General features: G+C 70.9%; 28 protein-coding genes. 15 read left to right on the forward strand and 13 right to left on the reverse strand.

The window, feature by feature from the left end:
* Positions 1 to 45 precede the first annotated feature (45 nt).
* The 3 genes from AAH979_RS01680 to AAH979_RS01690 are packed head-to-tail and all read left to right on the forward strand — an operon-like array spanning position 46 to position 4,105.
* Positions 46 to 1,554, forward strand: a complete 1,509-nt coding sequence (locus AAH979_RS01680) for a VWA domain-containing protein (RefSeq protein WP_346255967.1) — start codon at positions 46 to 48, stop codon at positions 1,552 to 1,554.
* The gene (locus AAH979_RS01685; protein ID WP_346255968.1) at positions 1,554 to 2,708 is read left to right on the forward strand and encodes a hypothetical protein; all 1,155 of its coding nucleotides are present in this window, start codon (positions 1,554 to 1,556) and stop codon (positions 2,706 to 2,708) included. The genes AAH979_RS01680 and AAH979_RS01685 overlap by 1 nt, the downstream gene beginning before the upstream one ends.
* 8 nt (positions 2,709 to 2,716) lie before the next feature.
* The gene (locus AAH979_RS01690) at positions 2,717 to 4,105 is read left to right on the forward strand and encodes an extracellular solute-binding protein (RefSeq protein ID WP_346255969.1); all 1,389 of its coding nucleotides are present in this window, start codon (positions 2,717 to 2,719) and stop codon (positions 4,103 to 4,105) included.
* A 21-nt stretch (positions 4,106 to 4,126) separates the two neighbouring features.
* On the opposite strand, the gene AAH979_RS01695 is transcribed toward AAH979_RS01690, so the two are convergent.
* The 5 genes from AAH979_RS01695 to AAH979_RS01715 all read right to left on the reverse strand — a co-directional run bounded on the left by AAH979_RS01695 (position 4,127) and on the right by AAH979_RS01715 (position 6,354).
* Positions 4,127 to 4,573, reverse strand: a complete 447-nt coding sequence (locus AAH979_RS01695; protein ID WP_346255970.1) for a hypothetical protein — start codon at positions 4,571 to 4,573, stop codon at positions 4,127 to 4,129.
* Between the two features lie 5 nt (positions 4,574 to 4,578).
* On the reverse strand, positions 4,579 to 5,232 hold the full coding sequence (locus AAH979_RS01700) for a hypothetical protein (protein WP_346255971.1): 654 nt from the start codon (positions 5,230 to 5,232) through the stop codon (positions 4,579 to 4,581).
* The gene (locus AAH979_RS01705; RefSeq protein ID WP_346255972.1) at positions 5,232 to 5,489 is read right to left on the reverse strand and encodes a hypothetical protein; all 258 of its coding nucleotides are present in this window, start codon (positions 5,487 to 5,489) and stop codon (positions 5,232 to 5,234) included. The genes AAH979_RS01700 and AAH979_RS01705 overlap by 1 nt, the downstream gene beginning before the upstream one ends.
* Before the next feature lie 36 nt (positions 5,490 to 5,525).
* A complete protein-coding gene (locus AAH979_RS01710) occupies positions 5,526 to 5,789 on the reverse strand; it encodes a hypothetical protein (protein WP_346255973.1) in 264 nt (87 codons plus the stop codon).
* A 298-nt stretch (positions 5,790 to 6,087) separates the two neighbouring features.
* The gene (locus tag AAH979_RS01715; protein ID WP_346255974.1) at positions 6,088 to 6,354 is read right to left on the reverse strand and encodes a winged helix-turn-helix domain-containing protein; all 267 of its coding nucleotides are present in this window, start codon (positions 6,352 to 6,354) and stop codon (positions 6,088 to 6,090) included.
* A gap of 363 nt (positions 6,355 to 6,717) precedes the next feature.
* Here AAH979_RS01715 and AAH979_RS01720 point away from each other — a divergent pair, with 363 nt between their 5' ends.
* The 3 genes from AAH979_RS01720 to AAH979_RS01730 are packed head-to-tail and all read left to right on the forward strand — an operon-like array spanning position 6,718 to position 10,578.
* Positions 6,718 to 6,945 (forward strand): DivIVA domain-containing protein, encoded by a 228-nt coding sequence (locus AAH979_RS01720; RefSeq protein WP_346256299.1) that lies wholly within the window; start codon positions 6,718 to 6,720, stop codon positions 6,943 to 6,945.
* A gap of 11 nt (positions 6,946 to 6,956) precedes the next feature.
* On the forward strand, positions 6,957 to 9,032 hold the full coding sequence (locus AAH979_RS01725; RefSeq protein ID WP_346255975.1) for a hypothetical protein: 2,076 nt from the start codon (positions 6,957 to 6,959) through the stop codon (positions 9,030 to 9,032).
* 40 nt (positions 9,033 to 9,072) lie between these two features.
* Positions 9,073 to 10,578: a hypothetical protein gene (locus AAH979_RS01730; protein ID WP_346255976.1), complete on the forward strand. Its 1,506-nt coding sequence runs from the start codon at positions 9,073 to 9,075 to the stop codon at positions 10,576 to 10,578.
* On the opposite strand, the gene AAH979_RS01735 is transcribed toward AAH979_RS01730, so the two are convergent.
* Genes AAH979_RS01735 through AAH979_RS01745 form a run of 3 tightly spaced genes read right to left on the reverse strand, consistent with a single transcriptional unit; the run spans position 10,554 to position 12,744 of the window.
* Positions 10,554 to 11,468, reverse strand: a complete 915-nt coding sequence (locus tag AAH979_RS01735; RefSeq protein WP_346255977.1) for a hypothetical protein — start codon at positions 11,466 to 11,468, stop codon at positions 10,554 to 10,556. The two genes, AAH979_RS01730 and AAH979_RS01735, sit on opposite strands and share 25 nt — an antisense overlap.
* A complete protein-coding gene (locus tag AAH979_RS01740; protein WP_346255978.1) occupies positions 11,465 to 12,133 on the reverse strand; it encodes a hypothetical protein in 669 nt (222 codons plus the stop codon). The genes AAH979_RS01735 and AAH979_RS01740 overlap by 4 nt, the downstream gene beginning before the upstream one ends.
* Positions 12,130 to 12,744 (reverse strand): hypothetical protein, encoded by a 615-nt coding sequence (locus AAH979_RS01745; protein WP_346255979.1) that lies wholly within the window; start codon positions 12,742 to 12,744, stop codon positions 12,130 to 12,132. Before AAH979_RS01745 ends, AAH979_RS01740 begins: the two co-directional genes overlap by 4 nt.
* A 176-nt stretch (positions 12,745 to 12,920) precedes the next feature.
* Here AAH979_RS01745 and AAH979_RS01750 point away from each other — a divergent pair, with 176 nt between their 5' ends.
* Together AAH979_RS01750 and AAH979_RS01755 are read left to right on the forward strand one after the other, a co-directional pair.
* Positions 12,921 to 14,273: an MATE family efflux transporter gene (locus tag AAH979_RS01750; protein ID WP_346255980.1), complete on the forward strand. Its 1,353-nt coding sequence runs from the start codon at positions 12,921 to 12,923 to the stop codon at positions 14,271 to 14,273.
* Positions 14,274 to 14,394: 121 nt separating this feature from the next.
* Positions 14,395 to 14,739: a nuclease-related domain-containing protein gene (locus AAH979_RS01755; RefSeq protein WP_346256300.1), complete on the forward strand. Its 345-nt coding sequence runs from the start codon at positions 14,395 to 14,397 to the stop codon at positions 14,737 to 14,739.
* Here the strand turns inward: AAH979_RS01755 and AAH979_RS01760 are convergent.
* Genes AAH979_RS01760 through AAH979_RS01770 form a run of 3 tightly spaced genes read right to left on the reverse strand, consistent with a single transcriptional unit; the run spans position 14,659 to position 16,533 of the window.
* A complete protein-coding gene (locus AAH979_RS01760) occupies positions 14,659 to 15,672 on the reverse strand; it encodes a DUF5954 family protein (RefSeq protein ID WP_346255981.1) in 1,014 nt (337 codons plus the stop codon). The two genes, AAH979_RS01755 and AAH979_RS01760, sit on opposite strands and share 81 nt — an antisense overlap.
* Complete coding sequence (locus AAH979_RS01765) at positions 15,644 to 16,198, reverse strand: SUMF1/EgtB/PvdO family nonheme iron enzyme (RefSeq protein ID WP_346256301.1); 555 nt, start codon at positions 16,196 to 16,198, stop codon at positions 15,644 to 15,646. Before AAH979_RS01765 ends, AAH979_RS01760 begins: the two co-directional genes overlap by 29 nt.
* Positions 16,111 to 16,533 carry a hypothetical protein gene (locus tag AAH979_RS01770; protein ID WP_346256312.1) on the reverse strand — a complete coding sequence of 141 codons (423 nt, stop codon included), beginning with the start codon at positions 16,531 to 16,533 and terminating at the stop codon, positions 16,111 to 16,113. Before AAH979_RS01770 ends, AAH979_RS01765 begins: the two co-directional genes overlap by 88 nt.
* A gap of 141 nt (positions 16,534 to 16,674) precedes the next feature.
* Between AAH979_RS01770 and AAH979_RS01775 the strand changes: the two genes are divergently transcribed.
* Both AAH979_RS01775 and AAH979_RS01780 read left to right on the forward strand, forming a co-directional pair.
* Entirely contained in the window at positions 16,675 to 17,853 is a 1,179-nt protein-coding gene (locus tag AAH979_RS01775) for a right-handed parallel beta-helix repeat-containing protein (RefSeq protein ID WP_346255982.1), read from the forward strand.
* Between the two features lie 308 nt (positions 17,854 to 18,161).
* Complete coding sequence (locus AAH979_RS01780) at positions 18,162 to 18,398, forward strand: hypothetical protein (protein ID WP_346255983.1); 237 nt, start codon at positions 18,162 to 18,164, stop codon at positions 18,396 to 18,398.
* A gap of 95 nt (positions 18,399 to 18,493) precedes the next feature.
* Here the strand turns inward: AAH979_RS01780 and AAH979_RS01785 are convergent, their stop codons facing one another.
* Together AAH979_RS01785 and AAH979_RS01790 are read right to left on the reverse strand one after the other, a co-directional pair.
* Positions 18,494 to 19,024 (reverse strand): hypothetical protein, encoded by a 531-nt coding sequence (locus AAH979_RS01785; protein WP_346255984.1) that lies wholly within the window; start codon positions 19,022 to 19,024, stop codon positions 18,494 to 18,496.
* A 728-nt stretch (positions 19,025 to 19,752) separates the two neighbouring features.
* Positions 19,753 to 20,334, reverse strand: a complete 582-nt coding sequence (locus AAH979_RS01790) for a Uma2 family endonuclease (protein WP_346255985.1) — start codon at positions 20,332 to 20,334, stop codon at positions 19,753 to 19,755.
* A gap of 190 nt (positions 20,335 to 20,524) precedes the next feature.
* On the opposite strand from AAH979_RS01790, the gene AAH979_RS01795 reads away from it, so the two are divergent.
* The 5 genes from AAH979_RS01795 (at position 20,525) to rpsO (ending at position 24,897) form a co-directional block, all read left to right on the forward strand.
* The gene (locus AAH979_RS01795) at positions 20,525 to 20,770 is read left to right on the forward strand and encodes a hypothetical protein (protein WP_346255986.1); all 246 of its coding nucleotides are present in this window, start codon (positions 20,525 to 20,527) and stop codon (positions 20,768 to 20,770) included.
* Positions 20,771 to 21,079: 309 nt separating this feature from the next.
* Positions 21,080 to 22,438 carry a DEAD/DEAH box helicase gene (locus tag AAH979_RS01800; protein WP_346255987.1) on the forward strand — a complete coding sequence of 453 codons (1,359 nt, stop codon included), beginning with the start codon at positions 21,080 to 21,082 and terminating at the stop codon, positions 22,436 to 22,438.
* Complete coding sequence (truB, locus tag AAH979_RS01805; protein WP_346255988.1) at positions 22,435 to 23,403, forward strand: tRNA pseudouridine(55) synthase TruB; 969 nt, start codon at positions 22,435 to 22,437, stop codon at positions 23,401 to 23,403. The genes AAH979_RS01800 and truB overlap by 4 nt, the downstream gene beginning before the upstream one ends.
* Positions 23,404 to 23,451: 48 nt before the next feature.
* Positions 23,452 to 24,396 carry a bifunctional riboflavin kinase/FAD synthetase gene (locus tag AAH979_RS01810; RefSeq protein WP_346255989.1) on the forward strand — a complete coding sequence of 315 codons (945 nt, stop codon included), beginning with the start codon at positions 23,452 to 23,454 and terminating at the stop codon, positions 24,394 to 24,396.
* 231 nt (positions 24,397 to 24,627) lie between these two features.
* On the forward strand, positions 24,628 to 24,897 hold the full coding sequence (gene rpsO, locus AAH979_RS01815) for a 30S ribosomal protein S15 (RefSeq protein ID WP_318395265.1): 270 nt from the start codon (positions 24,628 to 24,630) through the stop codon (positions 24,895 to 24,897).
* Positions 24,898 to 25,115: the final 218 nt, after the last annotated feature.

Raw genomic sequence — 25,115 nt, forward strand, 5'->3', positions numbered from 1 at the left:
CGTGGTGAACCCGACCGTGGTGACCATCCGATGGGAGGTGCCGACGTGACGCCAGGACCCGGCGGGGGCGGCCCGCCACACGCCTTCGGGCTGGAGGTCGTGCAGAACCCGTACCGGTCGACCTCGGACACCGGGATGGCGGTCGTGCTCAGGGTGACGGCGCGGTCCCCGGCCGAGGCGGTGGTGCCGGCGCCGACCTCGGCCGGGGTGGTGGTGCTGGTCGACTGTTCCAGCTCGATGGGCTATCCGCAGGCCAAGATGACGGCGGCGAAGCAGGCCACCCGGGCGGCGATCGACACCATCCAGGACGGCAGCAGCTTCGCCATCGTCGCCGGCACCGACACCGCCCGGATGGTCTACCCCGAACGGGCGACGACGGCGGTCGCCAGCGAGAGCACCCGGGCGGCGGCGAAGCGGGCCACCGGACACCTCTACGCCGGCGGCGGTACCGCGATGGGGCGCTGGCTGCGGCTGGCGGACCAACTGCTGGGTCCGTACCCGGATCTGGTGCGGCACGTGATCCTGCTGACCGACGGCCGGAACGAGCACGAGACTCCGGAACAGCTCGAAGAGGTGCTGACCGGCTGCGCGGGCAATTTCGTCTGCGACGCCCGGGGCATCGGTGAGGACTGGGACCACCGTCAACTGCTGCGGATCGCCTCGGTGCTGCGGGGCACGGCCGAGGCGATCGGGCAGGTCGACGAGCTGGTCGCCGACTTCCAGTCCATCATGGACAGGGCGATGGGCAAGCAGGTGGCCGACCTGCGGATCCGGCTCACCACCGCCCCCGGCGTGCGGGTCCGGTCGGTACGCCAGGAGACGCCGACGCTGGCCGACCTCACCGAGCACGCGACCGTGCTGGACGACCGGACCACCGAGTTCTACACCGGCTCCTGGACCGGTGACGAGAGCCGCGACTTCCTGGTGGACCTGGCGATCGGCTACGGGTCGGACGGTGACCGCCCGCCGCTGGAGGAGGAGGTCCGGGCGGCCCGGGTGGACCTGCTGATGGCGGGCGAGCGGTGCGCCGACCCGCGACCGATCGTGCTGCGCTGGACGGACGACCCGGTGGCGCCGACCCGGATCGAGCCGCTGGTCGCCCGGCACCTGGGGCAGGAGGAACTGGGCGACGCCGTGGCCGCCGGCTGCGACGCCCTGGAGGCCGGGGACCGGCAGACCGCCGAGGCGCAGCTCGGGCTCGCCGTCGGCCTGGCGGAGCGGCTCGGCAACACCGAGGTGCTGCACCGGCTGGCTGGTCTGGTGGAGATCACCGGCGACTCCGACCGGCCGGTACGGCTCAAGGCGGACTGGACCAGGAGCGCACTGCTGCGGGTCGCGGTCAGCTCGGTGATGGTCGGGGGCGCGGAGCCGCCGTGGGCCGCCCGCCAGCCCCGGCCCTCGCCGCAGTCCCCGTCGGCACCCGAGCCGGCGCCGGGGACCGGTACCGCCGACCAGGTCTGTCCCTGCGGGCGGATCTCGCCGCCGGAGGCGGTGGTGTGCGACGCCTGCCGCCGCCCGTTCCGCGAGCCGGCGGCCGGGGCTGAGGGGGCCTGATGACGACGGAGCTGGCGGCGAGCAGTGCGGTGCGGCCGAGCACGACCCGGCGTACGCTGCTGCGCCTGCTCGGCTGCCTGCTCGGCACGACCGTGCTGGTGCTGGCCAGCTCGCTCGCCGTGGTCTGGGGCACCCACCGCACCGCCGAGACGGTACGCACCCGGAGCCTGCCCGCGGTGATGGAGCTGGCGGCGGTGCGTACCGCCCTGGTCCGGGCCGACACCGCGGCGATCACCAGCTTCCAGACCCGGCAGGCCGGACTCGTCGGGCCGGGCGAGGAATACCAGAACCAGATCGCCGCCGCCAGCCAAAGCCTGGCGCAGGCCGCCGAGGACATCGGCTCCGGCGACACCAGCAGCCGGCAGATCCAGGTCGTGGAAGGGCTGCTGGTCACGTACATCAGCCTGATGGGGCAGGCGCACGCGCACTACCGGCAGAGCGGGGCGGATGGCCTGGCCACCGTCTACGCCTGGTACGCCTCCCGGCTGCTGTACTCCGACGGCGGAATCCTCGCCCAGCTCGACACACTGCTGGCGGCGGAGACCGCGACGCTGGAGACGCGGCTCTCGTCCGGATGGCTGAGCCCCGGCACGACGCTGGTCTGGGTACTGCCGGTGCTGTTCCTGCTGCTGCTCCTCGTCGGCGCGCAACTCTTCCTGCGCCGACGGTTCCGCCGGGGCGTCAACTGGGGGCTCGCCGCCGCCACGGTGCTGCTCGTCGTGCTCACCGCCGGTACGTCGTTCGTGCTGGTCTCGAACGAGCAGCTCGCCGACGCCCACGCGGAGCTGTCGGAGGTCCGCCGGCTGTCGGCGGAGCAGGCCGCCGGAGCCGATCAGGAGGGCATCACCGCGCTCGACGGACTCCTCGCGGGCTTCTGCTCCCCGGCGGGTGGGTGCGAGGTGCGCAGCGACGTGTTCCGCAGCCGGCCCGACGCCGGGTCCCCGGCCGCGCCGCCGTCTCCGTCGGCGTCCGCGATGCCGGTGGCGGACCGCGACGTGCTGCGCCGCGCGGAGGAGGTCGACGACCAGGCGGCGTTGGCCACCGGGGCGACCTCCGGCGCGTTTGTCGTACTGCTTCTGGCGTCGCCGATCGCGCTCCTCGTCTGGTTGGGGCTGCGGCCGCGCATCGAGGAATACCGGTACCGGTCGAGATGAGACTCTCCATGCGACGCAAGCTTGCCGAGCTGGCCCTGTTGCCGGTACTGGTCGTCGGGTTGGGCCTGGGCGGCTGCCTGGGACAGCGTGACGGGGAGACGGTGACCGTGCTCGCCTCCTGGACGGGCGCCGAGGAGGAGAGCTTCCGGGCCGTACTGGACGCGTTCACCGAGCAGTACGGCGTCGAGGTCGACTACCGGGGCACCCGGGCCGTACGCCAGATCCTCCTCGCCGAGGTGCAGAAGGGCACCGCGCCGGACGTCGCGGTGCTGCCGACCCTGAGCGAGATGGCGGCGTACCTCCGACGGGGAGTGCTCCGACCGCTCGACGGCGATCCCGCATCCTCGATGAGTCCGCAGTGGCGCAGGCTGGCCCAACTGAACGCGGGCGGCGGGCTGGACGTGGTACCGATCAAGGCTGACCTGAAAAGCCTTGTCTGGTACCTCCCGGAACGGGCGCCGTTCGGCCCGGCGGGACCGCCGGGAAGCTGGGAGGCGCTGGTCGAGACCAGCCGGTCAATGGCGGCGGCGGGGAGGACGCCGTGGTGTCTGGGTATGAGCGCCACCCCGGGCTCCGGGTGGCCGGGGACGGACTGGATAGAGGACATCCTGCTGCACCGCTCCGGGGTGGCCGCCTACGACGCCTGGTCAGCCGGTCGGCTCGGCTGGAACTCACCGGAGGTACGGGCGGCCTGGGCGGCGTGGGGCGAGCTGGTCACCGGCCCGGGGATGGTCCGGGGCGGCAGCGCCGCCGCTCTGCTGACCGAGTTCACCGATGCCGGCAAGCCGATGTTCACCAGCCAGCCCGGCTGTCTCCTCGAACACCAGGCATCGTTCGTGATCGGCATGCGGGCCGGCTATCCCGACGACGAGCCGGGCGGGGTCATCCAGGCGGCGGATGTCCGAGGTGCGGACTACTTTCCCTTCCCGACCTTTGGCGGCGCGGACCCCGGCGCGGAAGGCCGGGACGGCTCGGTGGTGTCGGCCGACTTCGCCGGCCTGTTCAGCGACAAGCCGGTGGCCCGGCGTCTGGTCGAGTTCCTGGCCACGGACCAGGCCCAGCGGATCTGGCAGGGCAGCAGCGCCGGCAGCTTCTTCTCGGTCAACCGGGAGGTGCGGCCGAGCGTCCCGGCCGAGCCGGCGTTTGCCAACCGGCCGGACCGACGGCCCGAGGTGAGCGAGAGGGTCGCGGAGACGCTGACGGCGAGCCAACGCCCGCTGTGTCTGGACGCCTCGGACGTGATGCCGAGCGCCATGGCGAACGCGTTCCAGCACGCCGTACTGGAGTTTCTGCACGATCCGGACCGGCTCGGCTCCCTGTTGGCCGATCTCGAACGGCTCCGCGCCTCGATCGGGCCGGACGAGTGGCTGCCGGGCGCGTGCAGCGGCCCGGCGTAGCAAGAGTCGGGCTTCCGCCGCTTACGTCTGGTTCTGCCACTGCTCGGCGAGCGCTTCGGCCTGAAGCAAGAAGTCGTCCAGTTCCTGTTGAGACAGGTTCTCGTCGGAGACGAGCTTGAACAGTAGTTGCCCCTCGATCTCGGTGATCGTGCCGACGTCAAGACGGTCGATCGTCTCCGCTACTCCGGGCAAATCCATGTCGAGCGTGGCGCAAGTCAGCGCCTCGGCCTCCTTCGCCGGGAGGTCCCGGCCCTCCGACAGGAAGGTCCGGGTCTCCGCGACGAACCTGATAATGTCGTCCAAATCCTTGTTCTGCCCGAATCGGCGATGGACGGCGAGATTGAAGGCGAACCCGATGATGGCGGCTGGGGTGCCCTTTCCCTGCCTCTCGAACTCCGCGACGAGCGCGTCGTACGAATCCCAGTCCTGTTGCAGCATTGCTTTGAGAAACCGTGTGTTGTCGTGCATCGTCGTTATTGCCTTTCCGGGTTGTCCTGGTGGTCCTCTTTGGCTCTGGCCTTGCGGCGGATCTTCGCGGCCACCTCGGCACCTTTGATCCCCAGCAGGGTGAGCGCGAACGCGGCAAGCAGCGCATCACCCGCTGTTGCGGACTCGGTCTTGGCTGACCGGATCACTGGCTTGGGTGTCTTCGCGACTGCCACCCCGCCGGAGCCTGTGGCATTCTGGATGGCCGTTGCCACCTTCTTCGCATGCTGAAGGCCGTCGTCGGCATTGCGGACGGCTGCAGTCCGGCCGAGCAACTTTGCGGAGAGAGGGCCTTGGTCCAACCCGGCGGCAGCGAGCTTGTCGCCTCCAGGTGTCGCCTCCGGTGCGGAGGAGCGGGGTGGCACGGTGCCGGGGGCGATGATGTTGACGTAGGTGGTGAAGTGCTCGGCGGCTTCGGACAGGAGTCGTGCGGTCTTGCCGGCCTTTTCTGCGGCGGTGCGGGTGTCCACGACCGCCTTCCGCATGGACCGGTCGTCCGTGCCATGGGACGCTTCGGTGTACTCGGCCTGAGCCTGCCTGGCATTCTCCGCTGCGCGCTTGGCGGTCACGGCGGCCTCGTCGATGATGCCGATGACGGTACGGAACCCTGCCACGACATCGCCGATGGAGGTGTCGGCCATCAGAGCCTCGATGCGTATTTGCGTGCGGATTCCGCGCCGGACTGTATTAGTTCGGTTACCCGCGACGACTCTCGCAGCGCCTCTTTGAGCCTCGTCAGGCCCGCCTCGACCTCCGGGTGTGCGCTGTCGTGGGCGGTTGCGGCGGCTAGGGACCGGGCCTCTTCGGCTCGGCCCTGGACCACCTGCATCAAGGCGCTGCCGTCGTTGGCTGCCTGTTCGCCTTGTCTGATGGTCGCCTTGACCTGAGTGATGTCCATCAGGCTTGTCCCGAGTCGCTTGCGGCCCGATCTCTGTCAGCCGAGGACGCTGGCGTATTCGCGGGCTGCGGCGGCGCTGCCCTGGATCATGGTCGCGGCTTCGGTAAGACGCTGCTTGGTCTGCTCGGCACGGTTGATGGCCTCGGCGATCTTCGGATGGCCGGTGCCGGCGGCGACGGCGCGGAGTCGGGCGAGGACCTGCTCGGTGTTCTCCATGGCGGAGCGGATCTGGTTGAGGGTGGTATTGCCCTGGTCAGCGGCCTGAGCAAGTGCGGCCTTGACTTCCTCGATGCTGGCCATCGCGATCCTCCCCGGTTGCCGGCGGCGCGATCCACCAGCACAGGTGGGCCTGGCTCGCCGTCACAGTTGCGTGGTCGACCGAACACTATCCGAGAGGGGGTGGAGGGCGCAGCCCCGGTGGATCGTCGCTCGACGGGTTGTCGCGTTGGCTACTCCGGCCTGGTGACGAAGACGCCCTTGCCCTGATGGCCGTAGACGAGACCTTCGGACTTCAGGAGGACTGTGTAGTTGCCGACGCCGTACTTAACTGTAGTTGGGCTGCGGACGGCGGTTGGTCGCCGGGACGAGCAACTTTGATCTAGATCTCCACGCTCGGCTCGTCGTCGTCCTCGGGAAGTAGCCACTTGTCACTGGGTTCGACAAACGTCCCCTTGCCTTGGTGGCGACGCACGAGACGCCGAGCTTCGAGGCGTACGAGCACCATCTTGATCGTCGTTGCTCCGACGGAGTACCGCTCCGTCATCTCGGCGATCGTCGGCAGTTTGTCTCCGGGCTTCAGTCGTCCTTCGACGATGGCGGCCGCATAGGCGTTTGAAATCCGAACGTAGTCCGGCTGTGTAGGCATGTGGGCGCTCCTTGCATGGCACCCCGATTTGATCACGAAGAGCGAGATCCCGACAAGCGTTCGTTGACATAGGCGCCTACTGCGCCTAAGTTCTGTCACGGGCGCTCCTTGCATGGCACGCGGGGCGTTCACCTCCCGGCCGGGGCGGCCAGCGTGTACGGGTTGTCCGTCCCGGCCTCAAGATCGGCCCTGCTCTTGCGGCCACCGTTTGCGGCCGAGGTGGTGGGCCAACCCGTCCATGTCTTGTTGAGCCGAGGAGAGGTTGGTGAGGTCGTGCGTCTTTCGTCGCGCTGGCCGCTGGGCAGTGGTCGTCGAACACCGAGTACGCCGGGGACCGGTTACCGGTCGGCGGCGTACCGGCCGATGTGGCCGTCGCAGGTGCGGGCTCGTCGGTTCACCCCGGTCCGGTTCGGTCGGCGCGGAGTCGACCCGGGGGAGGTGGCGACGTTCCTGGACCGGGTGGCCGGTGACCTGGCCTGGGCATATGCCGAGCTGGCGCGTACCCGGGAGCAGAACGCCCGGATCAAGGACGCGTTGCGCCGCTGGCAGTCCCGACAGGTCGCCTCGCCGCACGGGTTGGCGGGTCGCTGATGGTCGGGCCGGTGAGCGGGGTGCCGGTCGTGCTCTGCCGGAGCTGCGACGGCATGACCTTCACCCTCGACCAGTGCTCCTGCGTCCGGGGCGGAAACCGGCTGCTGATCGAGGACGACCGGACCTCGGCGGGGGAGCCGTACCGGAACTGTGAGCTCTGTCAGGGCGTCGGCACGGTGGCCCGGCCCTGCCACGGGTGCGGGCAGACCGGGCGGCGTCGCGCCCAGCTTGTGCTCAGCGTGGCGAACGTGGACACCGGGGCGGTGGCGTCGGCGAACGTCGTACCCGGAGTGGTGGAACCGGTGCCGTGGCCCGGCGGCGGAGGGTGGCACCTGCCGCTGGCGCCGCTGGTCAGGGAGCTGGCGGCGACGGTCGGTGCCGGCTCGTGGCGGGACGTGCGGGCGCCGGACGGGACGCCGGACGGGCCGGTGGTGTTCCTGCCCCGACAGTGGCGGCCGAGCCTGCCGGAGCCGACCCGCCGCGCCCTGGAGGCGGAGGCGATCGCGACCCAGAGCGGCCAGCCGTGGCACGTCCTACTCGGCCGCACCGCCGCCGCCCCGCCCCGGAACCTCGCCGCCGACCTGGGCCGCTGGTGCCGCCTGGCCGACCTGCTCCATCTCGACCTGGTGGTCGAGGCGCGTCGTCGCGGCCATGCCGACGACCCCGCCTGGAGCGTCCGCTACGAGGTCCCGGGCGGCGAGGTGCCGGCCGAGTCGCGTGGCTGGGCCGACGACCTGCCCGGCGCGGTCGCGGCCACCACCGTCGCCGACGCGCTCTACGGCCTGCGGGAGCGCGGTCGAGCCGCCCCCGCGTACTACCTGACCGGGCGCGACCGGCAGCCGCCGGAAGTCCCGCACGTCGACCTTGACCAGCTCGAACGCCGGATCGTCGCCGACTGCACCGACCTGGGCAGCGGCACGCCGGCGGCCGGCGCGCAGGCGATCTGGCGGGACGGCCGCTGGTGGCACACCAGCCTGCGGATCGCCGGCACCGTCGAGACGTTCGTCGAGCGGAGCACCGGACAGATCGCGTGCCGCCAGGCGGTTGCGCTGCGGCGTGGGTGGCAGCCGCCGGCACCGTCCTGGCAGGGCCCGCCCATCGGGTACGCCGAGTGCCGCGACTGCGACCCGCACAGTCGACTCCGCGCCTGCTCCTGCACGCTGGCTGGTCGGGCCGCCGATCCCGACTGCCGGGCCTGCGCCGGTTCCGGCCGCAGCCCGTCGCCGATGCCCTGCCGGACCTGCCAGGGCACCCGACGGATCCATCACGGGGTGAACGTCACCGTCACCGACCTGGACGGCCGGGTCGTACACCTGACCTGGCGGCCCGGGCAACCGGTGCCGGCGCCGCTCGTCGCCAGCCAACCCGGCGGCCGGCCGGTGCACCAGCTTCCCGACGCCTACCGGCTGGGCACCTGGGCCGGCACCTTCGGGGTACGCCCGGAGGACCTGACCGAACTCGACGGCGCTGCCACCCTCGACCAGGACCTGCGGGACGGCGTCGTCACCCTGCCCCACGTCGGGGCGGACCCGCTCACCTGCTATCTGCATCGGGCCGGCCGGGGGCAGCCCGGTGCCCGGCTGCTCGTCGGCGCCACCCGGCCCGAGGTGCCGACCCTGGCCGAACTCGTCCGGCTCGTCCTCGGCCTGGGGCTGGCGGTCACCGTCACGGCCACCGACCACAGCCGCAACGCCGGAGACCCCCGCCTCGTCCAGGGCGACAGTTGGGACGTCACCGTCGGTCTGCCCGGCGTGCCGGTCGACCCCGCCGCGCCACCCACCCGGAACACCCCGGAGGCCGCGATCGCGTTCTGCCTCGAATACCTCGAACTGGCGGTCGTACGCAGCGTGCCCGACGATCCCACCGAGCCGATCCGGGTGCCGCAGGCACCCCAGCCGAGCACAGTGGACGATCCGGCGCCGCTGGTCCGGCGACTCGCTCGACACCACCCGGGACAGCCGGTCGCCGTGCACTACGACGGCGTCACCTGCCAGCTCCACCTGCGCGAGCGGGACAGCGTCCGGCACCTGACCACCGCGCCGACCCTGCCCGCCGCGCTCACCGACCTCGGCCTGTACCCGACTTGAGCCCCCTCGCGCCGCCGCCACCGGCGGTACCCTGTGGCCCGTGATCGGCGGCGGCTCGGACGGTACGGCGACGGCTCCACCATTGTGGACCCAGGCGCCGCGCCGACGTCGTACCCTCGGCGCGGCGCTTTTGGAGGCCGTCGCCGTAGTCGGCACCTCGCTGCGATTGCTGGTCCGGCACTGGCCGGTGCTGTTCGCGCTCTACTTCGCCGGAGCGGCGGCCCGGGAGTTCGTCGTACTCGGCGCGGTGCAGGTCAGCAAGATCAACGGTGTGCTGGGAATGCTGGTCGTCGTCCTGGGACCGATCGCGACGCTGACCGCGCTGGTGTTGATGCTGCGTGCCCTGCGCCCGTCCCTGCCGTGGCTCTCGGCCGCGACGACCGAGACGGCAGACATCGACTCGACCGAGCCGCCGGACATCGGAACGACCGAGGCGGCGGGAGTGGCAGAGGCAGGGGAGGTGGGGATCTGGCCGGCGGGTGACACCGGCGGTCGCCCGCCGCGCCGCAAGACACTCCTCGACCACCTGGGCAGTGCGCTCGTGCCGTTCCTCGCCGTATACGCCTCCTGGGGGTACCTCCAGGAGGATCTCACCGACTACCTCTACAAGGTCTTCGTCGACACCTACCTCGCCGACGCCGCCATCTTCACCGATCCTGGCCAGGTCGCCGAGAACGCGGAGCGCCGCATGCCGCTCGACCTCACCGGCACGATCCTGGCGGTGGTGGCCGTCGCGGTGGTGCTGCGCTGGCTGCTCGGCAAGTGGCAGGAGCGGTCCCGGATGGGCTGGCTCGGCATCCCCGGCGCCTACGTCGAGGTCGTCTGGATCTCTGTCGTCGCCACCACGGTCGCGCAGGCACAGGACCCGCTGCTGCAATGGCTCCAGGAGCGCCGGATCGTGGTCTGGTTGCTGGACGCCTGGCACACGCTGGTCGACCAACTCGGGCCGCTGTCCGGGCCGGTCCGGGCCGCCGGGGCGTTCCTGGTCGGTGCGGCCGGATCGGTGCAGGTGGCCATCATCGTACCGCTGGCCTGGCTGGCGGTCGGCGCGGTCGTCTACGGCCACCGGCTCACCCCACCTCCGCCGTCCGAGGCCGACCTGGTGGAACGGGCCGCCCGGCGTTGGCGGGCGCTGCCCCGACCAGTACGCGTGGTCGGGGCGAACCTCGGCGCCGACCTCCGCGAGCGGTTCGCGCCGATGGTGCACAGCCTGCGGCTGATGGCGCGGGCCGGACTGGCCCCGATGCTCTTCTTCTGCCTGGCCTTCCTGCTGGCCCAGACCGCCCGGGAGTGGCTGTGGGAGGCGGAGCGGATGATCATCGGCGGGCAGGACCTCGAGTCGATCTGGATGCCGCTCTCCGGGCAGCTGGCGCTGCTCAACGATGCGGTCGGCACCGTGGTGCTGGCCTGCCTGCTCGGCGCCGCCGTCGATCGGGTGCTGCGGATCCAGCCGCCGCCCTCGGCATCCGGCACCGAGAGGTCGACCGCCGAGACGTCGGCAGGAGACCAGCCCGCCGGGGATCAGCCGACCGGCAGCCGGGCGTAGCGCGGCCGCTGGGTCGGCTTGACGATCCGCAGTGCGACCGGGGCGGCCGGGCGGGGCAGCAGGAAGTACGCCTCCGCCTGCAACGACCGCTGCGCGGGGTCGTCCGCGACGCATTGGGTGACCGGCAGCCGCGCACCGCTCAACTCCGGTGGGTTCACGCTGAACAGCCGACCGTCCCCGTCCTCGAGATAGGGCAGGCAGCCGATCAGCGCCTCCGGGGCGGAGAGCTCGAACGCCACCGTCGCCCGCCAGACGCGTACGCCCTCCGGCAGCGTGACCGGCCGGCTGCCGCGCGCCGGTACGGAGGACGCCTCGACCAGTTCGACCAGGCGGATCCGGGCACCGGAGAACTCCACCCACCCGTCGGCTCCGACACCGACCGGTTCGAGGTACTCCGCCCGGGAGTACCGCTCGTAGCCGTCCTTGACGCCCGGACCGAGGGCCAGGAGGAGGGCCGGCAGCAGGGCCAGCAGACCCCATCGGTTACGTCGCCACCAGCCGACCGGTCCGGTGCCCGAGCCACCGGGGGCAGCCGGTGCGGTGGTCACCGGCTCCGAGAGCGGGCGGGAGACGGGCGACGACGTAGTGGAGACGGGTGACGGTGCGGTGGGGACGGGCGAGGGTGCGGTGGGGGCCGGTGAGGCGGTGGGGACGGGCGATGGTGCGGTGGGTGGGCGGGCCGGTTCTGTGCTGGGGGCGGCGGGTGGTGGCGGGCCGGGCTCGACCACGGGCAGCATCGCCGTGTCGACCTCGGCGTACCGCAGGATCACGGTCGGCGGGCCGGTCCACGGTGGCGGTGGGCCGAGCGGATCCCGCCGGGGCGGTGCGGGCGGTGGCGGGCCGAGTGCGTCCAGGCCCTGGCCGGACGGGACTGGCGGTGGCTGGGTCACGGCGCCACCGCCCGCGCGCTCGCCAGCGGTACCGGTGCCGGAGCGCCCGCCCACTCGTCGACCCGCGACCGGTCCACTGCGGGCAGCGGTACCTCGGCCAGGTCGTCCATCCGGATGTCGATCTGCTGCTGGGCGAAGTACGCGGAAAGCCGGGTCGCCGCGTCCCGGGGTACCTCGAAGGCGAGGTCACCCTCGACGGGTATCCCCGGCTGGAGGACCCGGGCGGCACCGACCAGCGACTGGGTGAACCGGGTCGTGGCCCGGAACTCCCGGTCCCGCTGGTCGCGCAGGGCCGCGTACCCGATGCTCGTCGCCTTGTCCCGGGTCGCCAGGCGGACCCGCAGGACGATCCAGACTCCCGCCGTGTCGTACGACTGGCCGCCGTTGGACACCTTCGCGGCGCCCCGGACGTCCAGCACGGTCGCGTCGAAGACCCGGGTCGACACCGTCTCGCCGAACCTGCCCGCCTGGACGAACGGCCGCTCACGGGCCTCGGCACCGCCGCCGTTGATCGGTCGCCAGTTGGCGATGGCCCCGCCCACGGCCAGCGCCGCGAGGATCAGGGTGCCGGCACCGGCCCGGAGACCCATCCGCTGCACGCGGCCGGGCGGCGCCCGGTGACTGCCGACGGAGTCGGGATCCGGGTGCTGGGCCGGTACGGTCATCCGGCCCTCCGGTCCTGCACCGGCACCTCGACCTCGGCCCGGCGCTCGGGGTCGAGCCATTCCCAGGTGTCGCCGATGGTGTCGAGGCGGCGCGTCGTACCCCAGACCTGCACCTTCACGCTCGTCGGCACGGGGGTGCTGTCGTCCTGCTCCCAGAGGAACGCGAGCCGTTCGGGCAGGCCGGGATTGAGATAGGTCGGCTTGCTTCCGTCGCGTACCAGCCGGACCTGGCTCGGCCGCTCCTCGGCGATCCCGGCGACACCGCTCAGCCTGATCGCGTCGTCGAAGTCGGTACGGCTCTCGTCGGCGGTGTTCTCGATCGTCGCCAGTACCGTGAACCAGCGCTTGCCATCACGGAGGTACAGCGTCGGCAGCTTGCCGACCAGCCGGCTGCCGGTCACCGTGACGCTCCACGGCCCGCCGTCGACCGCCTTGCCGACCGCGACCGTCGGCACCTCGGGCTTCGCCACCGTCTCCAGGCCGCCGAACAGGCCCGAGGCGGCGAGCCCGGCCACCCCGGTGCCGAGCCCCAACCAGCGCAGTGGCACCGCCAACAGTCGGGCAGCCAGTCCCGATCGGCCCGCTCCCGGCCCCCCGCCGTGGTTCGACACGGTTCCGGAGCATAGGCACTGGTCGCTGATCGGGCCAGTGCGGCGCGGTCGGTCCCAGGGGATGGGCGCACGGACGGGGCAGCTCGACAGCGCGGCCCGGAAGGTCACCCAGTCAGGAGCGGTAAGCGTCGAGTAGCCTTGTGTTCCTTACAACTGTCATGCCAGGATCGTTCGCGATGAGCCAGCCCACCGCCCCCATCTCGCAGGCCGCCCCACAGCCCGGGGCGGTCGACGCGTCCGCGCGGCGGATCCTCGGGCTCGCCCTGCCGGCCGTGGTGGTGCTGGCCGCCGAACCGCTCTACGTGCTGGTCGACACCGCCGTACTCGGGCACCTCGGGGCCGTGCCGCTGGCCGCACTCGCCGTCGGCGGCCCGGTGATGACCCTGGTCGTCTGGATCGGCACCGTCACCGCGTACGGCACCACCGGGCGGGCGGCCCGCCGATTCGGGTACGGCGACCGGGCCGCCGCCGTCGCCGAGGGCGTCCAGTCGTCCTGGCTCGCCCTCGCCGCCGGCCTGCTGCTGGCGGTCGCCATGCAGTTCGCGGCCGGCCCGCTGGCGCGTACCGTCGCGGGTGGTGGCGCCCCCGAGGTGGCCGACGGCGCGGCACTATGGCTGCGGATCGCGGCGATCGGCGCCCCCGGCCTGCTGCTCGCGGCGGCCGGCAACGGCTGGATGCGCGGCGTGCAGGACACCCGCCGGCCGCTCTGGTTCGTGCTCGGGCCGAACCTGCTCTCCGCGCTGCTCTGCCCGCTGCTGGTCTATCCGGCCGGGCTCGGCCTGGCCGGCTCGGCGATTGCGAACGCGGTCGCGCAGACCCTCTCCGGGCTGCTCTTCGCGGCTGCGCTGGTCGCCGAGCGGGTGCCGCTGGCGCCCCGGCCCCGGGTGATCGGCCGGCAACTGGTGCTCAGCCGGGACCTGCTGATCCGGGGCGCCGCCTTCCAGGCCAGCTTCCTCTCCGCGACCACCGTGGCGGCCCGGTTCGGGGTGGCCGCCGTCGGTGCACACCAGATCGCCCTGCAACTCTGGTTCTTCACCGCGCTGCTGCTCGACGCGCTGGCCATCGCCGCCCAGGCGCTGGTCGGGGCGGCGCTCGGGGCCGGCGACGGGGCCAGCGCCCGGCTGCTGGGCCGGCGGATCGCGATCTACGGTGGCATCTGCGGCGTCGCCTTCGCGATCATCATCGGCGCCGGTGCCGGGATCGTGCCGAGCTGGTTCAGCGACGATCCGCAGGTACGCGAGCAGGCCATGGTCGCCTGGCCGTGGTTCGTCGGGATGCAGCCGCTGGCCGGAGTCGTCTTCGCGCTCGACGGGGTGCTGATCGGCGCCGGTGACATCCGGTTCCTGCGCAACCTGACCGTGGTCAGCGGGTTCGGGGTCTTCCTGCCGGCGATCTGGCTCACCTTCGCCCTCGACCTCGGCCTGGGCGGCATCTGGGCCGGGCTCACCCTCTTCATCGTGGCCCGGCTGGTCGGCCTGCTGCTCCGGATGCGCTCCGGCCGCTGGGCGGTACTCGGCGCGACCCGGTGAGTGCGGCCGTCGGCGGCTCCTACCGAAACATGCCCACTGACCGAGAACCGTCTTCAGTGACAGGTGCAGGTAGCCTGCCAGGACGAGTAGGACCCTGTACTTTCCGCACGAGAAGGACGGCCTGCGGGAGCTCGCCTCTTACCTGCCAGACGCCCACCCGTACCACGTCTGGGCCAATGTCGAGTTCGTGGGCACGGACGGGTCGATCAACGAGATCGACGCGCTGGTGCTCACTCGCAGTGGTCTGTACGTGGTGGAGCTGAAGCACTGGCAGGGCGTGATCGAGGGCAGCGGCACCCACTGGACCCGGCAGCTGCCGAGGCGTTGCACCGGGGCTCTCCGCTGGGTCAAGCGGTGTACCGGGCCGTATGCCCACCGGTGTCGGTCAGTCGGGGTCGGGCATCAGGCCCTGGGCGCGGAGGTCGGCGACGTGTCGGGCCGGTGGTGGTTGGGAGTCGTGGTCTGAGGGGCGCGGTCCTTCCGGTCCGTCGGGGCCGACCCGGACGAAGGTTTCGACCCGGGTGACCCGGCACGGCACGCCGTTCATCTCGAAGTCGTCGGTACGCGGCGGCTGGTGTGCCGCGCGAGCGCGCTCGCATGCCGCCATGAACTCCTCGATCGTGGTGGTCTCGTCCATCCGGGGGCGCACGATGGAGAAGGAGCCGGCGTCCCGGGCAGCCTGTGGGGTCGGGTAGGCGTCGAACGACTTGGGTCGCCAACTGCCGTCGACGTACCCGCCGATGGTGAAACCGACAGGGAGCAGCACCGCGTTGGGGTGGGTGTCCAGTGCCCGGTAGGAGTCGGCGCGGACCTCCTCGGGGACGGTTTCCGCGCGGTGGAAGGCGGAGGTCATCTCCATCCGGACGATTCCGTCGGTGAGTCCGGTGCCGGCGGTCGGGTCGATGACGAACCCCTCCATCTGGGACGGAGCTTTCTCCGCCTGGCCGGGCGGGTACGGGTCGGGGTCGGTGGGTCGGGGTGGCTCGGGCCCGTCCGGCCCCATCCGGATGAACGGCTGGGCGCGGATGATCCGGTATCGGCGGCCGTTGACGGTGAGGTCGTTGACGGGCTCCCAGTCGAGCAGTTCGTACGCGGCCTCGCACTCGGCCCGCTCGGTCGCGTTCTCGGGGGTGTCCGGTGTCTCGCTGTGCCGCCTGTGGAGGTGGTGGGCGAGGCTGTCCCGGGCGTACTGCGGCTCTTCGGCGTCGAGCCGGATGATCCGCCACCGGCCGGCATCCAGTTCTTCGGCGAGGCCGAAGATCGGGGCACCCCACATGGTCTTGGGGTAGGCGAGCGAGCGACGTCGGGCGTCGTCCTCCGAGATCATCGAGACGGGGTCGTCCCGCTGCTCGATCTTGATTAGCAGGTGATCAGGCGCCGACTTGTCGTGACTGTTCATGTACGCATTGTGTTGCCTCCGTTGCCGAACCGCAGCCCCGCCACCGCCACAGTTCGTCCATAAATCTCATCATCTTCCCCACAACGCTCCACACAAGCTTGACAAAGCCAGGATCGCGGCGGCCAGACCCCGGGCGTACCGCGGTGAACTGGGCGTGCTCGTACCGGGTGGCGGAGAGTAGCAGCAGCCACTCGTCGCAGCCTTGCCAGGGAGAGAGGTCGGCGGCGCCGCCGCGTACGGTTCGAGGGCCGTCGCCGGTCCGGGGTCGGGCGTCGGTTGGGGCGCCCGCATACCCGGGGATCCACACGTCGGCGCAGAGTTCGCCCGCTGACCCCATCGCGGCGAGCCCGAACGCGTTCTCCGACGAGGCCGTCCGCTTCTCGTCAGCGAAGTCGTCGAGCAGTTGCTCCTCGTCGGGTTTCCCGTCGCCACGGAAGGTCAGCGTGGTGGTGCCGGCTCGGGCCGCGTACTCCCACTGGGCCTCGCTGGGCAGCGCGAACGGCAGCAGGCCGAGCAGGTCGTCCAGGTCGTCTTCGAGCCGGGCGGTGGCGGTGTCGGTCTCGGCGTACGCGTCCTCGTAGTCGAGGAGCCATGCCGGACCTGGGCCACCGTCAGCGGGTGCCGGGCGATCAGGAACGGCTCGACCCGCACCTCGCGTACCGGCTGGGCGTCGCCGGCGGTGGCGAGGAACGGCTCGATGGTGTCCTCGACCTCGCCGGCGCGCTCGATGGCGCGCACCGCGCCCAGCTCCGCGTCGGACAGGCCCATCCGGAACGTCCCGCCGGGAACCTTCCGGAACACCACCCCGGACGGGGTGTGCCGCCATGCCGGGCGCCCGGCCACGATCTCCTCGCTCCACATGGCGCCGAACGCTACGGCAGCGGTGGGCGTGCGTCGTACGGGTGACCTTCGCGAGGGTGCGCGTGACATCATGACCGTGCGGAAACGATCTCCGTCGGTGCCTCCAGGTGGTCGACGGGTCCGCGTACGGGAGGAGTGTGCGTGAGAAGTCTCAAACATCTGTTTGCGGTGATGGTGCTCGGGCTGTCGACGGTGGTGGTGTGCACGTCGCCCGCCGCTGCCGAGAACGTCCAGGCCAGCTCTGCCGAGGGCGTCCAGACCATCTATCTGAACGCGGCCGGCGACGACGCCCGGGACGGCGCGACGCCCGCCACCGCGGTCCGCAGCCTGGCGCGGGTGCAGCAGCTCGTCGCCGCCGGCCCGCTCGACATGGACGTCGAGGTGCGCATCCACGCCGGCACGTACGTGGCCCAGGGCATCGTCTGGCAGACCTACCGTCCGGGCCACACGATCTCGTTCATGCCGGACGACTACGAGTACGGCGAGGGCATCGGGGGCATCGCGGCGCGGCCGGTGTTCCAGAACCAACGGGCCAGCGGGTCGGGCCGGTACATCGGCGGACCGTGGTTCTATGCCTGTCCCGGCAACCCCGGCCAGCCACTCGCGGAGGGCGGGACATCCGGGTTGCGGTTCTACTACCTGCAGGTGGAGTACTACGCCGCCTCGGCCATTTCGCTGGACGGCTCGGCGGGGTCGTGCGGCGGGGGCTACCAGCGCTCGTCGGCGCCGGGCCTACCCTCGGCGCGGGGACTTGACGGAAACACCGTCTTCGGGATGCTCTTCACGAAGATCGGCAACGCCTACACCGGCGGCTCGTGCGACAACCCCGACTTCCTGCGGTGCGGCTACGGCGGGATCGTGCTCACCGAGTCATCCGACAACCGCATCGAGAACAACCACTTCGTGGACCTGCGGAACTCCGAGAACAGCTACATCCACGCCATCTACGTGACCCACAAGAGCAACCGCAACCGGTTCGTGGGCAACCAGGTGACCGGCGTGAGCAGCGAGCCGATCAAGGTGCGCGACGGTAGCAACTTCAACACGTTCGAGCAGAACGTCTTCGGCGCCAACGGGTTCCTCCGGTCCTCGCCGTCGATGACCCACTACCGTGAGGAGCTCAACGAGGCTTCGGACGAGTGCGCGTCGTACCACGTCCGGTTCGCCAACAACGACCTCGGCACCTATCTCGTCGGCAGCACCGCCAACCTGCCGGCATGGCTGATCACCCCGGCTGGTGCGACGTACAAGGGTGCCGCGGTGTGCCCGGCCCTGCCGGCGGGTGAGGTGCGGCTGACCACGGCGAACAACACTTACTGACTCGTGCGCCCGGCGGCCCTACCGGGGCCGCCGGGCACGCCACCTCGGGCGGTCGGTGCGCGAGCTTCGCGGTGACGATCGTCGCCTACGGCGCGGTACGACTGGTGCGGTGGCGGGGTCTGTCGGGCGCCGGCCGGCACCGTGTCCGTGCCGGGCCGCGGCACGCCGCCAGCGTCTCGGCCGGTCCTCTCCTAATAGGGTACGGGGAATTGGATTGGTCTGCCGCGCATCAATCTGCAGCTCCGAAGGAGGTAGGGTCATTGTCTCGTTGACGATAGCTGCGGTCCCAGGCTCGAATTTACGGTGACATGATCATGATGATGACGCCGATGAGCGCAAGTATGAGGCACGCGATTGGCAGGAGCGCGGTTCGATGCTGGAAGCGCGAGTCTCTGGTTGGCTCTTTGTGCACGGACAACCAGGTCGTCGCGGTGACTATCGCGAAGGCGACAAGCCCTACGGCCAGCGTGACCTGCTCACTCGTCACGCTTGACCTCAACCGGCTGATCCAACTGCTGCTGGCGCTTGCTTTGTTCGTCTCGTAGGCGTTCGACGGTCTGTGCGAACAGGCTGTATGCTTCCTTGTCGTCTTTGTTGGCGTACTGCCCAACTCGGAGTTCGACCGCCTCGTATTCCCGCTCTATGGCGTCCGCCGTCTGCTGTAGGTTGAAGCTGTGTTCGTGATATTTGAAATATCCAGTGAAGCCGGCTGCCAGTCCACTAATGCGGTTATTGCAACAGAGAACCAGCGAGTGCCGCTGAAGAATGCGGACGCGGTAGCGACTGCGGAGGCTGCTACCGATCCGACGATCATGACGATCTGCCAGCGATTGTGGATTCTATTGTGGATTCTGCGGTTCCGGTTGGCCTCCTCTCGAAATTGTGAGATGAGGTCCGGCATGTCCTCCCGATAACGTCTCTGATGGATCAGAGTGGCATCTTGACTTGATTGGGCTGACTCGGACAGGTGCTCATGGAGCGTGCTGCGATAGATCACGTTCAGTTGCTTGAGGTAGAGTCTGGTCGCCCGGACCCGCTTGAACTGTCGGTAGCAGAGCGCCGACGACAGGGCTAGCGAAAGCACTAACGCGCCGAAGAGAATCGCCGGCAGGAGCCCGTCGATGGGCGTTTTCAGGGCAACCATGGCGGCGATGCCAAGCGCCAGGATCACGGGGTTCCCCAGTAGGAGCCAGAGGCGTGTGACCCTGAACCAGAAGTTCTGTAATACAGCACATCCTCCTTCTTGAGGATCTTTCCCTTCAAGAAGTCGGGATGCCAGCCAGCCTTGGGGTTTTCAACCGGATCTTTTGAGTCGTCGGCTGATGGCTGGAGGGGGACGGAAGTGGCGTCAGCCATAGAGGAGAACCTATGGGCCTGTATTGATCGACTCAATGATCTGTCGCGTGAATGACGTCCGCTGGAGATATCTTGGCTGCCGTGCTATCGATTAACGCGTCGGTGATCTGGATAATCACGTAGGTGGTGGACCATCTGGAGCAGACGGAAAGCCCTGTTGCATCCGTCGTCCTACCGGACCGTCGGGGCTGAACGGGCATAGGCCCAGGCCCAACGGCGCCCGTAGGATCTGGTCGTGATCGAGCTACGGGCGCTGCAAGGACAGGTACGGAACCTCGTGGACGACCTGCGGAAGCAACGACCCGGCCGCGCCGGCCGAGCGGGCGATCGAGCGACGGCAGGCGTACCTGGTCAAGAACTCGCGGAAGAACGACCGCGACTGGCTGCGGGAGGCGTTCGAATACCTGTCCGGGCTGCGCGCCACCGGCAAGCTCTTCGACAAGCACAAACCAGGTGTGGCGGTTCGACATCTCCGGCGAGGCCGCCGAAGGGCTGAGTGACTTCTTCCGGCGCGGCGCCGACCCCGCCGGAACGGCCAGGACGTCAGATCCGGTCGATCCCGGTGAGGTCGATGTCCAGCTCGAAGGGCTCGGAGAGCTTCAGCCGGCCGTGGAAGATGCCGGTCGGCCGGTAGGTGCGGGACGTCGTCCCCAGGGTATGGACGTAGACGGTGGGTTGCCCGGAGCTGTCCTCGACCCGCCAGAAGTGCGGGATGCCGGCCTGGGCGTAGATCTGCGGCTTGCGTTCCCGGTCGCGCAGGACGGAGTCGGGCGAGACCACCTCCACCGCGAGCACCACCGCGTCCGCCGGATACCAGGTCTGGTCGTTGTCGACGTCGGCGTCGGCGTGCACCACGATCAGGTCCGGCTCGGGGCGCTGCTGCGGGCCGAGCACCACCGACATCTCCCGCCGGACCCGGAACCGGTCCGTCGGCGCGGCGAGGGCCAGCGCCTGCTCCAGCAGCCGGAGCACCTTCATGTGGAAGAGCTTCTGCGGGCTCACGAAGACGAGGCTCCCGTCGATGAGCTCGGTGTGCGGGGGAAGGCCGGGAATCCGGTCGAGATCATCGGCGGTGAAGCCACCGGGCGGCGGGCGGAACCGTTCGTACACCGGCTCGGCACTCATCGCCTCACCCCCTGCGGTCGACCTGCCCGTGACGCTCAGCATAACGAAGAGTGCCGTTCCGGCGTGGTGGTGCGCGCGGCAGCCCGTCCTTACGCGCGTGGCGGGCGGTGGGTAGCTGGCCGTCACGCCTCGGCGGCGTACGGTGGCGGGCGGCGGAGCGGCACGGCGGCACAGCGGTGGAGGAGAGCGGATGACCCTGCTGCGGGACCTGATCGACATCCCGACCTCGGTGGGCGAGAGCGACTTCGTGGTCAAGGCCGCCGAAGGAGCCGACCTCGACCAGTACGTCGTCACCGACCAGCTCCGAGAGAGCTTCGACCAGGCACTGCGGCGGATCGGGCACGCCATCTCCACCTGCCGGTCCCAGGCGATGTTCCTGCACGGCTCGTTCGGCTCCGGAAGTCGCACTTCATGGCGGTGCTCCGGGAGATCCTGACGCACAACCCGCAGGCGCGAGAGATCCGCAAGCTCGCCGAGCCGGTGAGCGCCGCCGACCCGTGGCTGCCCGGGAAGCAGATCCTCACCCTCACCTGCCACATGCTCGACGCCGCGTCGGTCGAGCAGGCGATCCTGGAGGCGTACCTGCGGCGGGTCACCGCCCTGCACCCGGAGGAGCCGGTCCCCGCCGTACACCGGTCGGACGCGCTGCTCGCGGACGCTGACGGGATCCGGCGGCGGATGGGGGACGGGGCGTTCTTCGCCGCGCTGCGCGAGGGGCCGGTGCAGCCGGCCGGACCTGCGGCCGTTGCAGCGCGACGCCGTGCCGCCGCTGCTCGCCGGCGAGGACGCCATCCTTCTCGCCCCGACCGCCGGCGGCAAGACCGAGGCGGCGGCCTTCCCGTTGCTGGCCCGGATGACGGCCGAACAGTGGACCGGCACCTCGGTCCTCTACCTCTGTCCACTCAAGGCACTGCTCAACAACCTGCTACCCCGACTGGAGCGGTACGCCGGCTGGCTCGGGCGCCGGGCTGCGGTCTGGCACGGCGACGTGACCGCGAGCCGCCGTCGAGCGGTGCTCTGGGAGCGCCCCGACATCCTGCTCACCACACCCGAGTCCCTGGAGTCGATGCTGGTCAGCGTCAACGTCGACCACCGGCTCTTCTTCGCCGGCCTACGGGCAGTGGTGGTGGACGAGGCGCACGCCTTCGCCGGCGACGACCGGGGCTGGCACCTGCTCGCCGTACTGGAACGGCTTACCCACCTGGTCGGCCGGCCGCTGCAACGGGTCGGGCTCTCCGCCACCGTGGGCAACCCGGACCAGCTGCTGGCCTGGCTCCAGGGCTCCGGCGTCGGCAACCGGCCGGGACGGGTCGTCGCACCGGAACCGCTGCCGCGACCAGCGGCTGCCGGGGCGGTGATGCCGGGGCCGCCGCCGGGTGACATCGAACTGGATTACGTCGACTCGCTCGACAACGTCGCAACTGTGATCGCCGCGCTGCACGCGGGAGAGAAGCGCCTGGTGTTCTGCGAGTCGAGGCAGACCGTGGAGGAACTGGGCCAGCTGCTGCGGGCGAAGGGCCTGACCACCTTCCTCTCCCATGCGTCCCTCTCCGCCGACGAGCGGATTGACGAACGACTCGCCCCGGAAGGCGTCGGCACCGTCTCGTCACCACCGGTCACGGCTCGTACGGCGGCAGCCCCGGACGGGACGCGCAGATGTCGACCCAGTACGCCTGCCGGGCCTGGCGCCCGAGCCGGGACCGAAGTCGGAGGCAGTAGCGACAGCCCGACCGCCAGTAGTGATCGGCCGGCCGTCGTCCGTACTGCGTGCCTGTGCCTCGGTGGCGGTGGTCGGCCGGGGAAAGACCAGCGGCGACAGCCGTACGGCCAGCGCGCAGAAGATCACCAGTACGGCTACGCCGACCACCAGGGAGCGGTCGGTGAACGGCACCGTCGACAGCAGCACACCGCACCCGAGCATGACACCGGCCGGTCCAAACGTGCAGCATGGCGCCAAACCTGTCCGGCCGCGCGCGTCGGGGTTGGAGCAACCCGTTCGGCTCGCGGCCGGTCAGCGGCAGCACCGCCGGGCCCTGGCCGGGCCCGCACCGGCGTGGGCGAAGCGGCCGGCGGTGGCGGTATCTGGCAGGCTGGTTGCCCGTGAATGCTCCCGCAGGCGCCGACGGTCTGATCGTGGTCGACAAGCCCGGCGGCATGACGTCGCACGACGTGGTGGCCCGGATCCGCCGGCTGGCCCGGACCCGCCGAGTCGGGCACGGCGGCACCCTGGATCCGATGGCCACCGGCGTGTTGGTGATCGGGGTCGGCAAGGCGACCCGGCTGTTGACGTACGTGATCGGGGCGGGCAAGAGCTACACCGCGACGATCCGGCTCGGCCAGTCGACGGTGACCGACGACGCGGAGGGCGAGGTGCTCGCGGCCACCCCGGCCGGGCACGTCACCGACGAGGCCGTCGCCGCCGGGCTCGCCGCGCTGACCGGGGAGATCGACCAGGTGCCGAGCGCGGTCAGCGCGATCAAGATCGACGGGCAGCGGGCCTACAAGCGGGTACGCGACGGCGAGGCGGTCGCCCTCGCCGCGCGCCGGGTCACCGTCTCCCGACTCGACCTGCTGGCCATCCGCCGGCTCGACCTACCGACGACGGCCGGGGCGGTGACCGGGGACGGTGGTGGCGGGCTGGCGACCGGGAACGGTGGTGGCGGGCTGGCGGTGCTGGACGTGGACGTGGCGGTGGACTGCTCGTCCGGGACGTACATCCGGGCGCTGGCCCGGGACGTCGGCGCTGCGCTCGGGGTCGGCGGGCACCTGACCGCGCTGCGGCGTACCGCCGTGGGCGGGTTCACCCTGTCCGAGGCGGCGACCCTGCCGGAGCTTGAGGAACGCGCCCCGGAGGTGGTCAACCTGACGGTCGAGGCGGCGGCCCGGCGGTTCTTCCCGCAGCGCCAGGCCAGCGCCGACGAGGCGAAGGTGCTCTCGCACGGCGGCCCGCTCGACCCGGCCGGCATCACCGGGCCGTACGCGGTCTTCGATCCGGCGGGCGGGCTGATCGCTATCGTCAGCGATCGGGACGGCCGGGCCCGGGCGGAGATCGTGCTCGCCCCGGCCTGACGGCGCGGCCGAGGCGGCGAAGGCGCACGGAAGGAAAAGGGATCAGGGATGCAGCGGTGGCGGGGGTACCACGGGGCGCCGGTCGGTTGGGGCCGGTCGGTGGTCACCATCGGGGTCTTCGACGGGATACACCAGGGACACCAGGCGATCATCGGGCACGCCGTGAAGCGCGCCCGGGACATGGGCGTGCAGTCGGTGGTGGTCACCTTCGACCCGCACCCGGCCGAGGTGGTCCGGGCCGGTTCACACCCGGCGGTACTGACCGAACCGGCCCGCAAGGCGGAGCTGATCGAGGCGCTCGGGGTGGACGTACTCTGCGTGGTGCCGTTCACCCCGGACTTCTCCCGGCTGTCGCCGGAGGCGTTCGTGCACGACGTACTGGTCGAGCAGTTGCACGCCGCGCTGGTGGTGGTGGGGGAGAACTTCCGGTTCGGCCACCGGGCGGCCGGCGACGTGGCGCTGCTGGAGCGGCTGGGCCGCACCTTCGGCTTCGGGGTGGAGGGGGCGCCGCTGGTCGCCGACGCCGACACGGTCTTCTCGTCCACCTACATCCGGGCCTGCGTCGCCGCCGGTGACGTGACCGCCGCGGCGGCGGCCTTGGGCCGGCCGCACCGGCTGGAGGGTGTGGTGGTCCGGGGCGACCAGCGGGGGCGGGAGATCGGATTCCCGACCGCCAACCTGCTCTGCCACCGGTACGCGGCGGTGCCGGCGGACGGCATCTACGCGGCCTGGCTGATCCGCCGGGGCGGCCGGGCAGGACAGGGCGCCGAACGGCTCCCCTCCGCCGTGTCGATTGGAACAAATCCGACATTTTCCGGCAGGGAGCGCCGAGTCGAGGCGTACGTGCTGGACTTTTCGGGCGATCTCTACGGAGAACGCCTCGCCCTGGACTTCGTGGCGTACCTGCGGGAGATGCGCAGCTACGACGGCATCGAGCCGCTGGTGGCGCAGATCCGGGCCGACGTCGAGCGGACCCGCCAGGTACTCGGCTGACCGGCCGCAGTCAAGCCCGTGCTGAACAGGGAAAACCCTCCCAGGCGGGGTGACCCGCCCAGGTCGGGCGTGCCCTTGACTCGGCCGGACCGGAGCAGGCTGGTAACCTGACGAGGACGTCGGGTTACCGGCGTGGCCTCGCGTGCCTGCACGACGCCGCGGGTGCGGGGTCGCCCCGGCCCGGTCCACCGACCGGCCCGGGCGGAGACGACAATCCAGGAACAGGGAGACATGGCGCTCGACCAGGAAAGCAAGGCCAAGATCCGCCAGGAGTACGCGACCGCCGAGGGTGACACCGGGTCACCCGAGGTGCAGGTGGCGGTGCTGACCAAGCGGATCGCCGACCTCACCGAGCACCTCAAGGTGCACAAGCACGACCACCACAGCCGTCGTGGTCTGCTGCTGCTGGTGGGTCGCCGTCGGCGGCTGCTCAACTACATGCAGAAGAAGGACATCAACCGCTACCGGTCGCTCATCGAGCGACTCGGTCTGCGGCGGTGATCTGAGCGGGGGAGCGGCCGTCCCGGTGCCGGCCCGGCGAGACGACGTCGCCGACGGCACCGACGGGCAGTCGCTCCACCCGCCCACCTCGCCACACCCGTAACCAGGGGCCAGCGCGACCACCCGATGGGGAGCCGGTCGACGCACCGGTCCTCGGTAGTGGCCCCCGGGCCGGCCGGCACTCCCGGCGCCCCGGGCGCTTCGATCGAAGACCGGTT

Origin of the sequence: Plantactinospora sp. ZYX-F-223, assembly GCF_039649625.1 — a bacterium.
Lineage (GTDB): Bacteria > Actinomycetota > Actinomycetes > Mycobacteriales > Micromonosporaceae > Plantactinospora.

Coding starts and splice junctions, on each gene's coding strand:
- AAH979_RS01705 (WP_346255972.1), bottom strand. CDS start 5,489: ATGGACATCACTCAGGTCAAGGCGACCATCAGACAAGGCGAACAGGCA.
- AAH979_RS01685 (WP_346255968.1), top strand. CDS start 1,554: ATGACGACGGAGCTGGCGGCGAGCAGTGCGGTGCGGCCGAGCACGACC.
- rpsO (WP_318395265.1), top strand. CDS start 24,628: ATGGCGCTCGACCAGGAAAGCAAGGCCAAGATCCGCCAGGAGTACGCG.
- AAH979_RS01695 (WP_346255970.1), bottom strand. CDS start 4,573: ATGCACGACAACACACGGTTTCTCAAAGCAATGCTGCAACAGGACTGG.
- AAH979_RS01770 (WP_346256312.1), bottom strand. CDS start 16,533: ATGTGGAGCGAGGAGATCGTGGCCGGGCGCCCGGCATGGCGGCACACC.
- AAH979_RS01790 (WP_346255985.1), bottom strand. CDS start 20,334: ATGAGTGCCGAGCCGGTGTACGAACGGTTCCGCCCGCCGCCCGGTGGC.
- AAH979_RS01700 (WP_346255971.1), bottom strand. CDS start 5,232: ATGGCCGACACCTCCATCGGCGATGTCGTGGCAGGGTTCCGTACCGTC.
- AAH979_RS01740 (WP_346255978.1), bottom strand. CDS start 12,133: ATGACCGTACCGGCCCAGCACCCGGATCCCGACTCCGTCGGCAGTCAC.
- AAH979_RS01780 (WP_346255983.1), top strand. CDS start 18,162: ATGATCATGATGATGACGCCGATGAGCGCAAGTATGAGGCACGCGATT.
- AAH979_RS01715 (WP_346255974.1), bottom strand. CDS start 6,354: ATGCCTACACAGCCGGACTACGTTCGGATTTCAAACGCCTATGCGGCC.
- AAH979_RS01720 (WP_346256299.1), top strand. CDS start 6,718: ATGTGGCCGTCGCAGGTGCGGGCTCGTCGGTTCACCCCGGTCCGGTTC.
- AAH979_RS01810 (WP_346255989.1), top strand. CDS start 23,452: ATGCAGCGGTGGCGGGGGTACCACGGGGCGCCGGTCGGTTGGGGCCGG.
- AAH979_RS01750 (WP_346255980.1), top strand. CDS start 12,921: ATGAGCCAGCCCACCGCCCCCATCTCGCAGGCCGCCCCACAGCCCGGG.
- AAH979_RS01795 (WP_346255986.1), top strand. CDS start 20,525: ATGACCCTGCTGCGGGACCTGATCGACATCCCGACCTCGGTGGGCGAG.
- AAH979_RS01710 (WP_346255973.1), bottom strand. CDS start 5,789: ATGGCCAGCATCGAGGAAGTCAAGGCCGCACTTGCTCAGGCCGCTGAC.
- AAH979_RS01760 (WP_346255981.1), bottom strand. CDS start 15,672: ATGAACAGTCACGACAAGTCGGCGCCTGATCACCTGCTAATCAAGATC.
- AAH979_RS01690 (WP_346255969.1), top strand. CDS start 2,717: ATGCGACGCAAGCTTGCCGAGCTGGCCCTGTTGCCGGTACTGGTCGTC.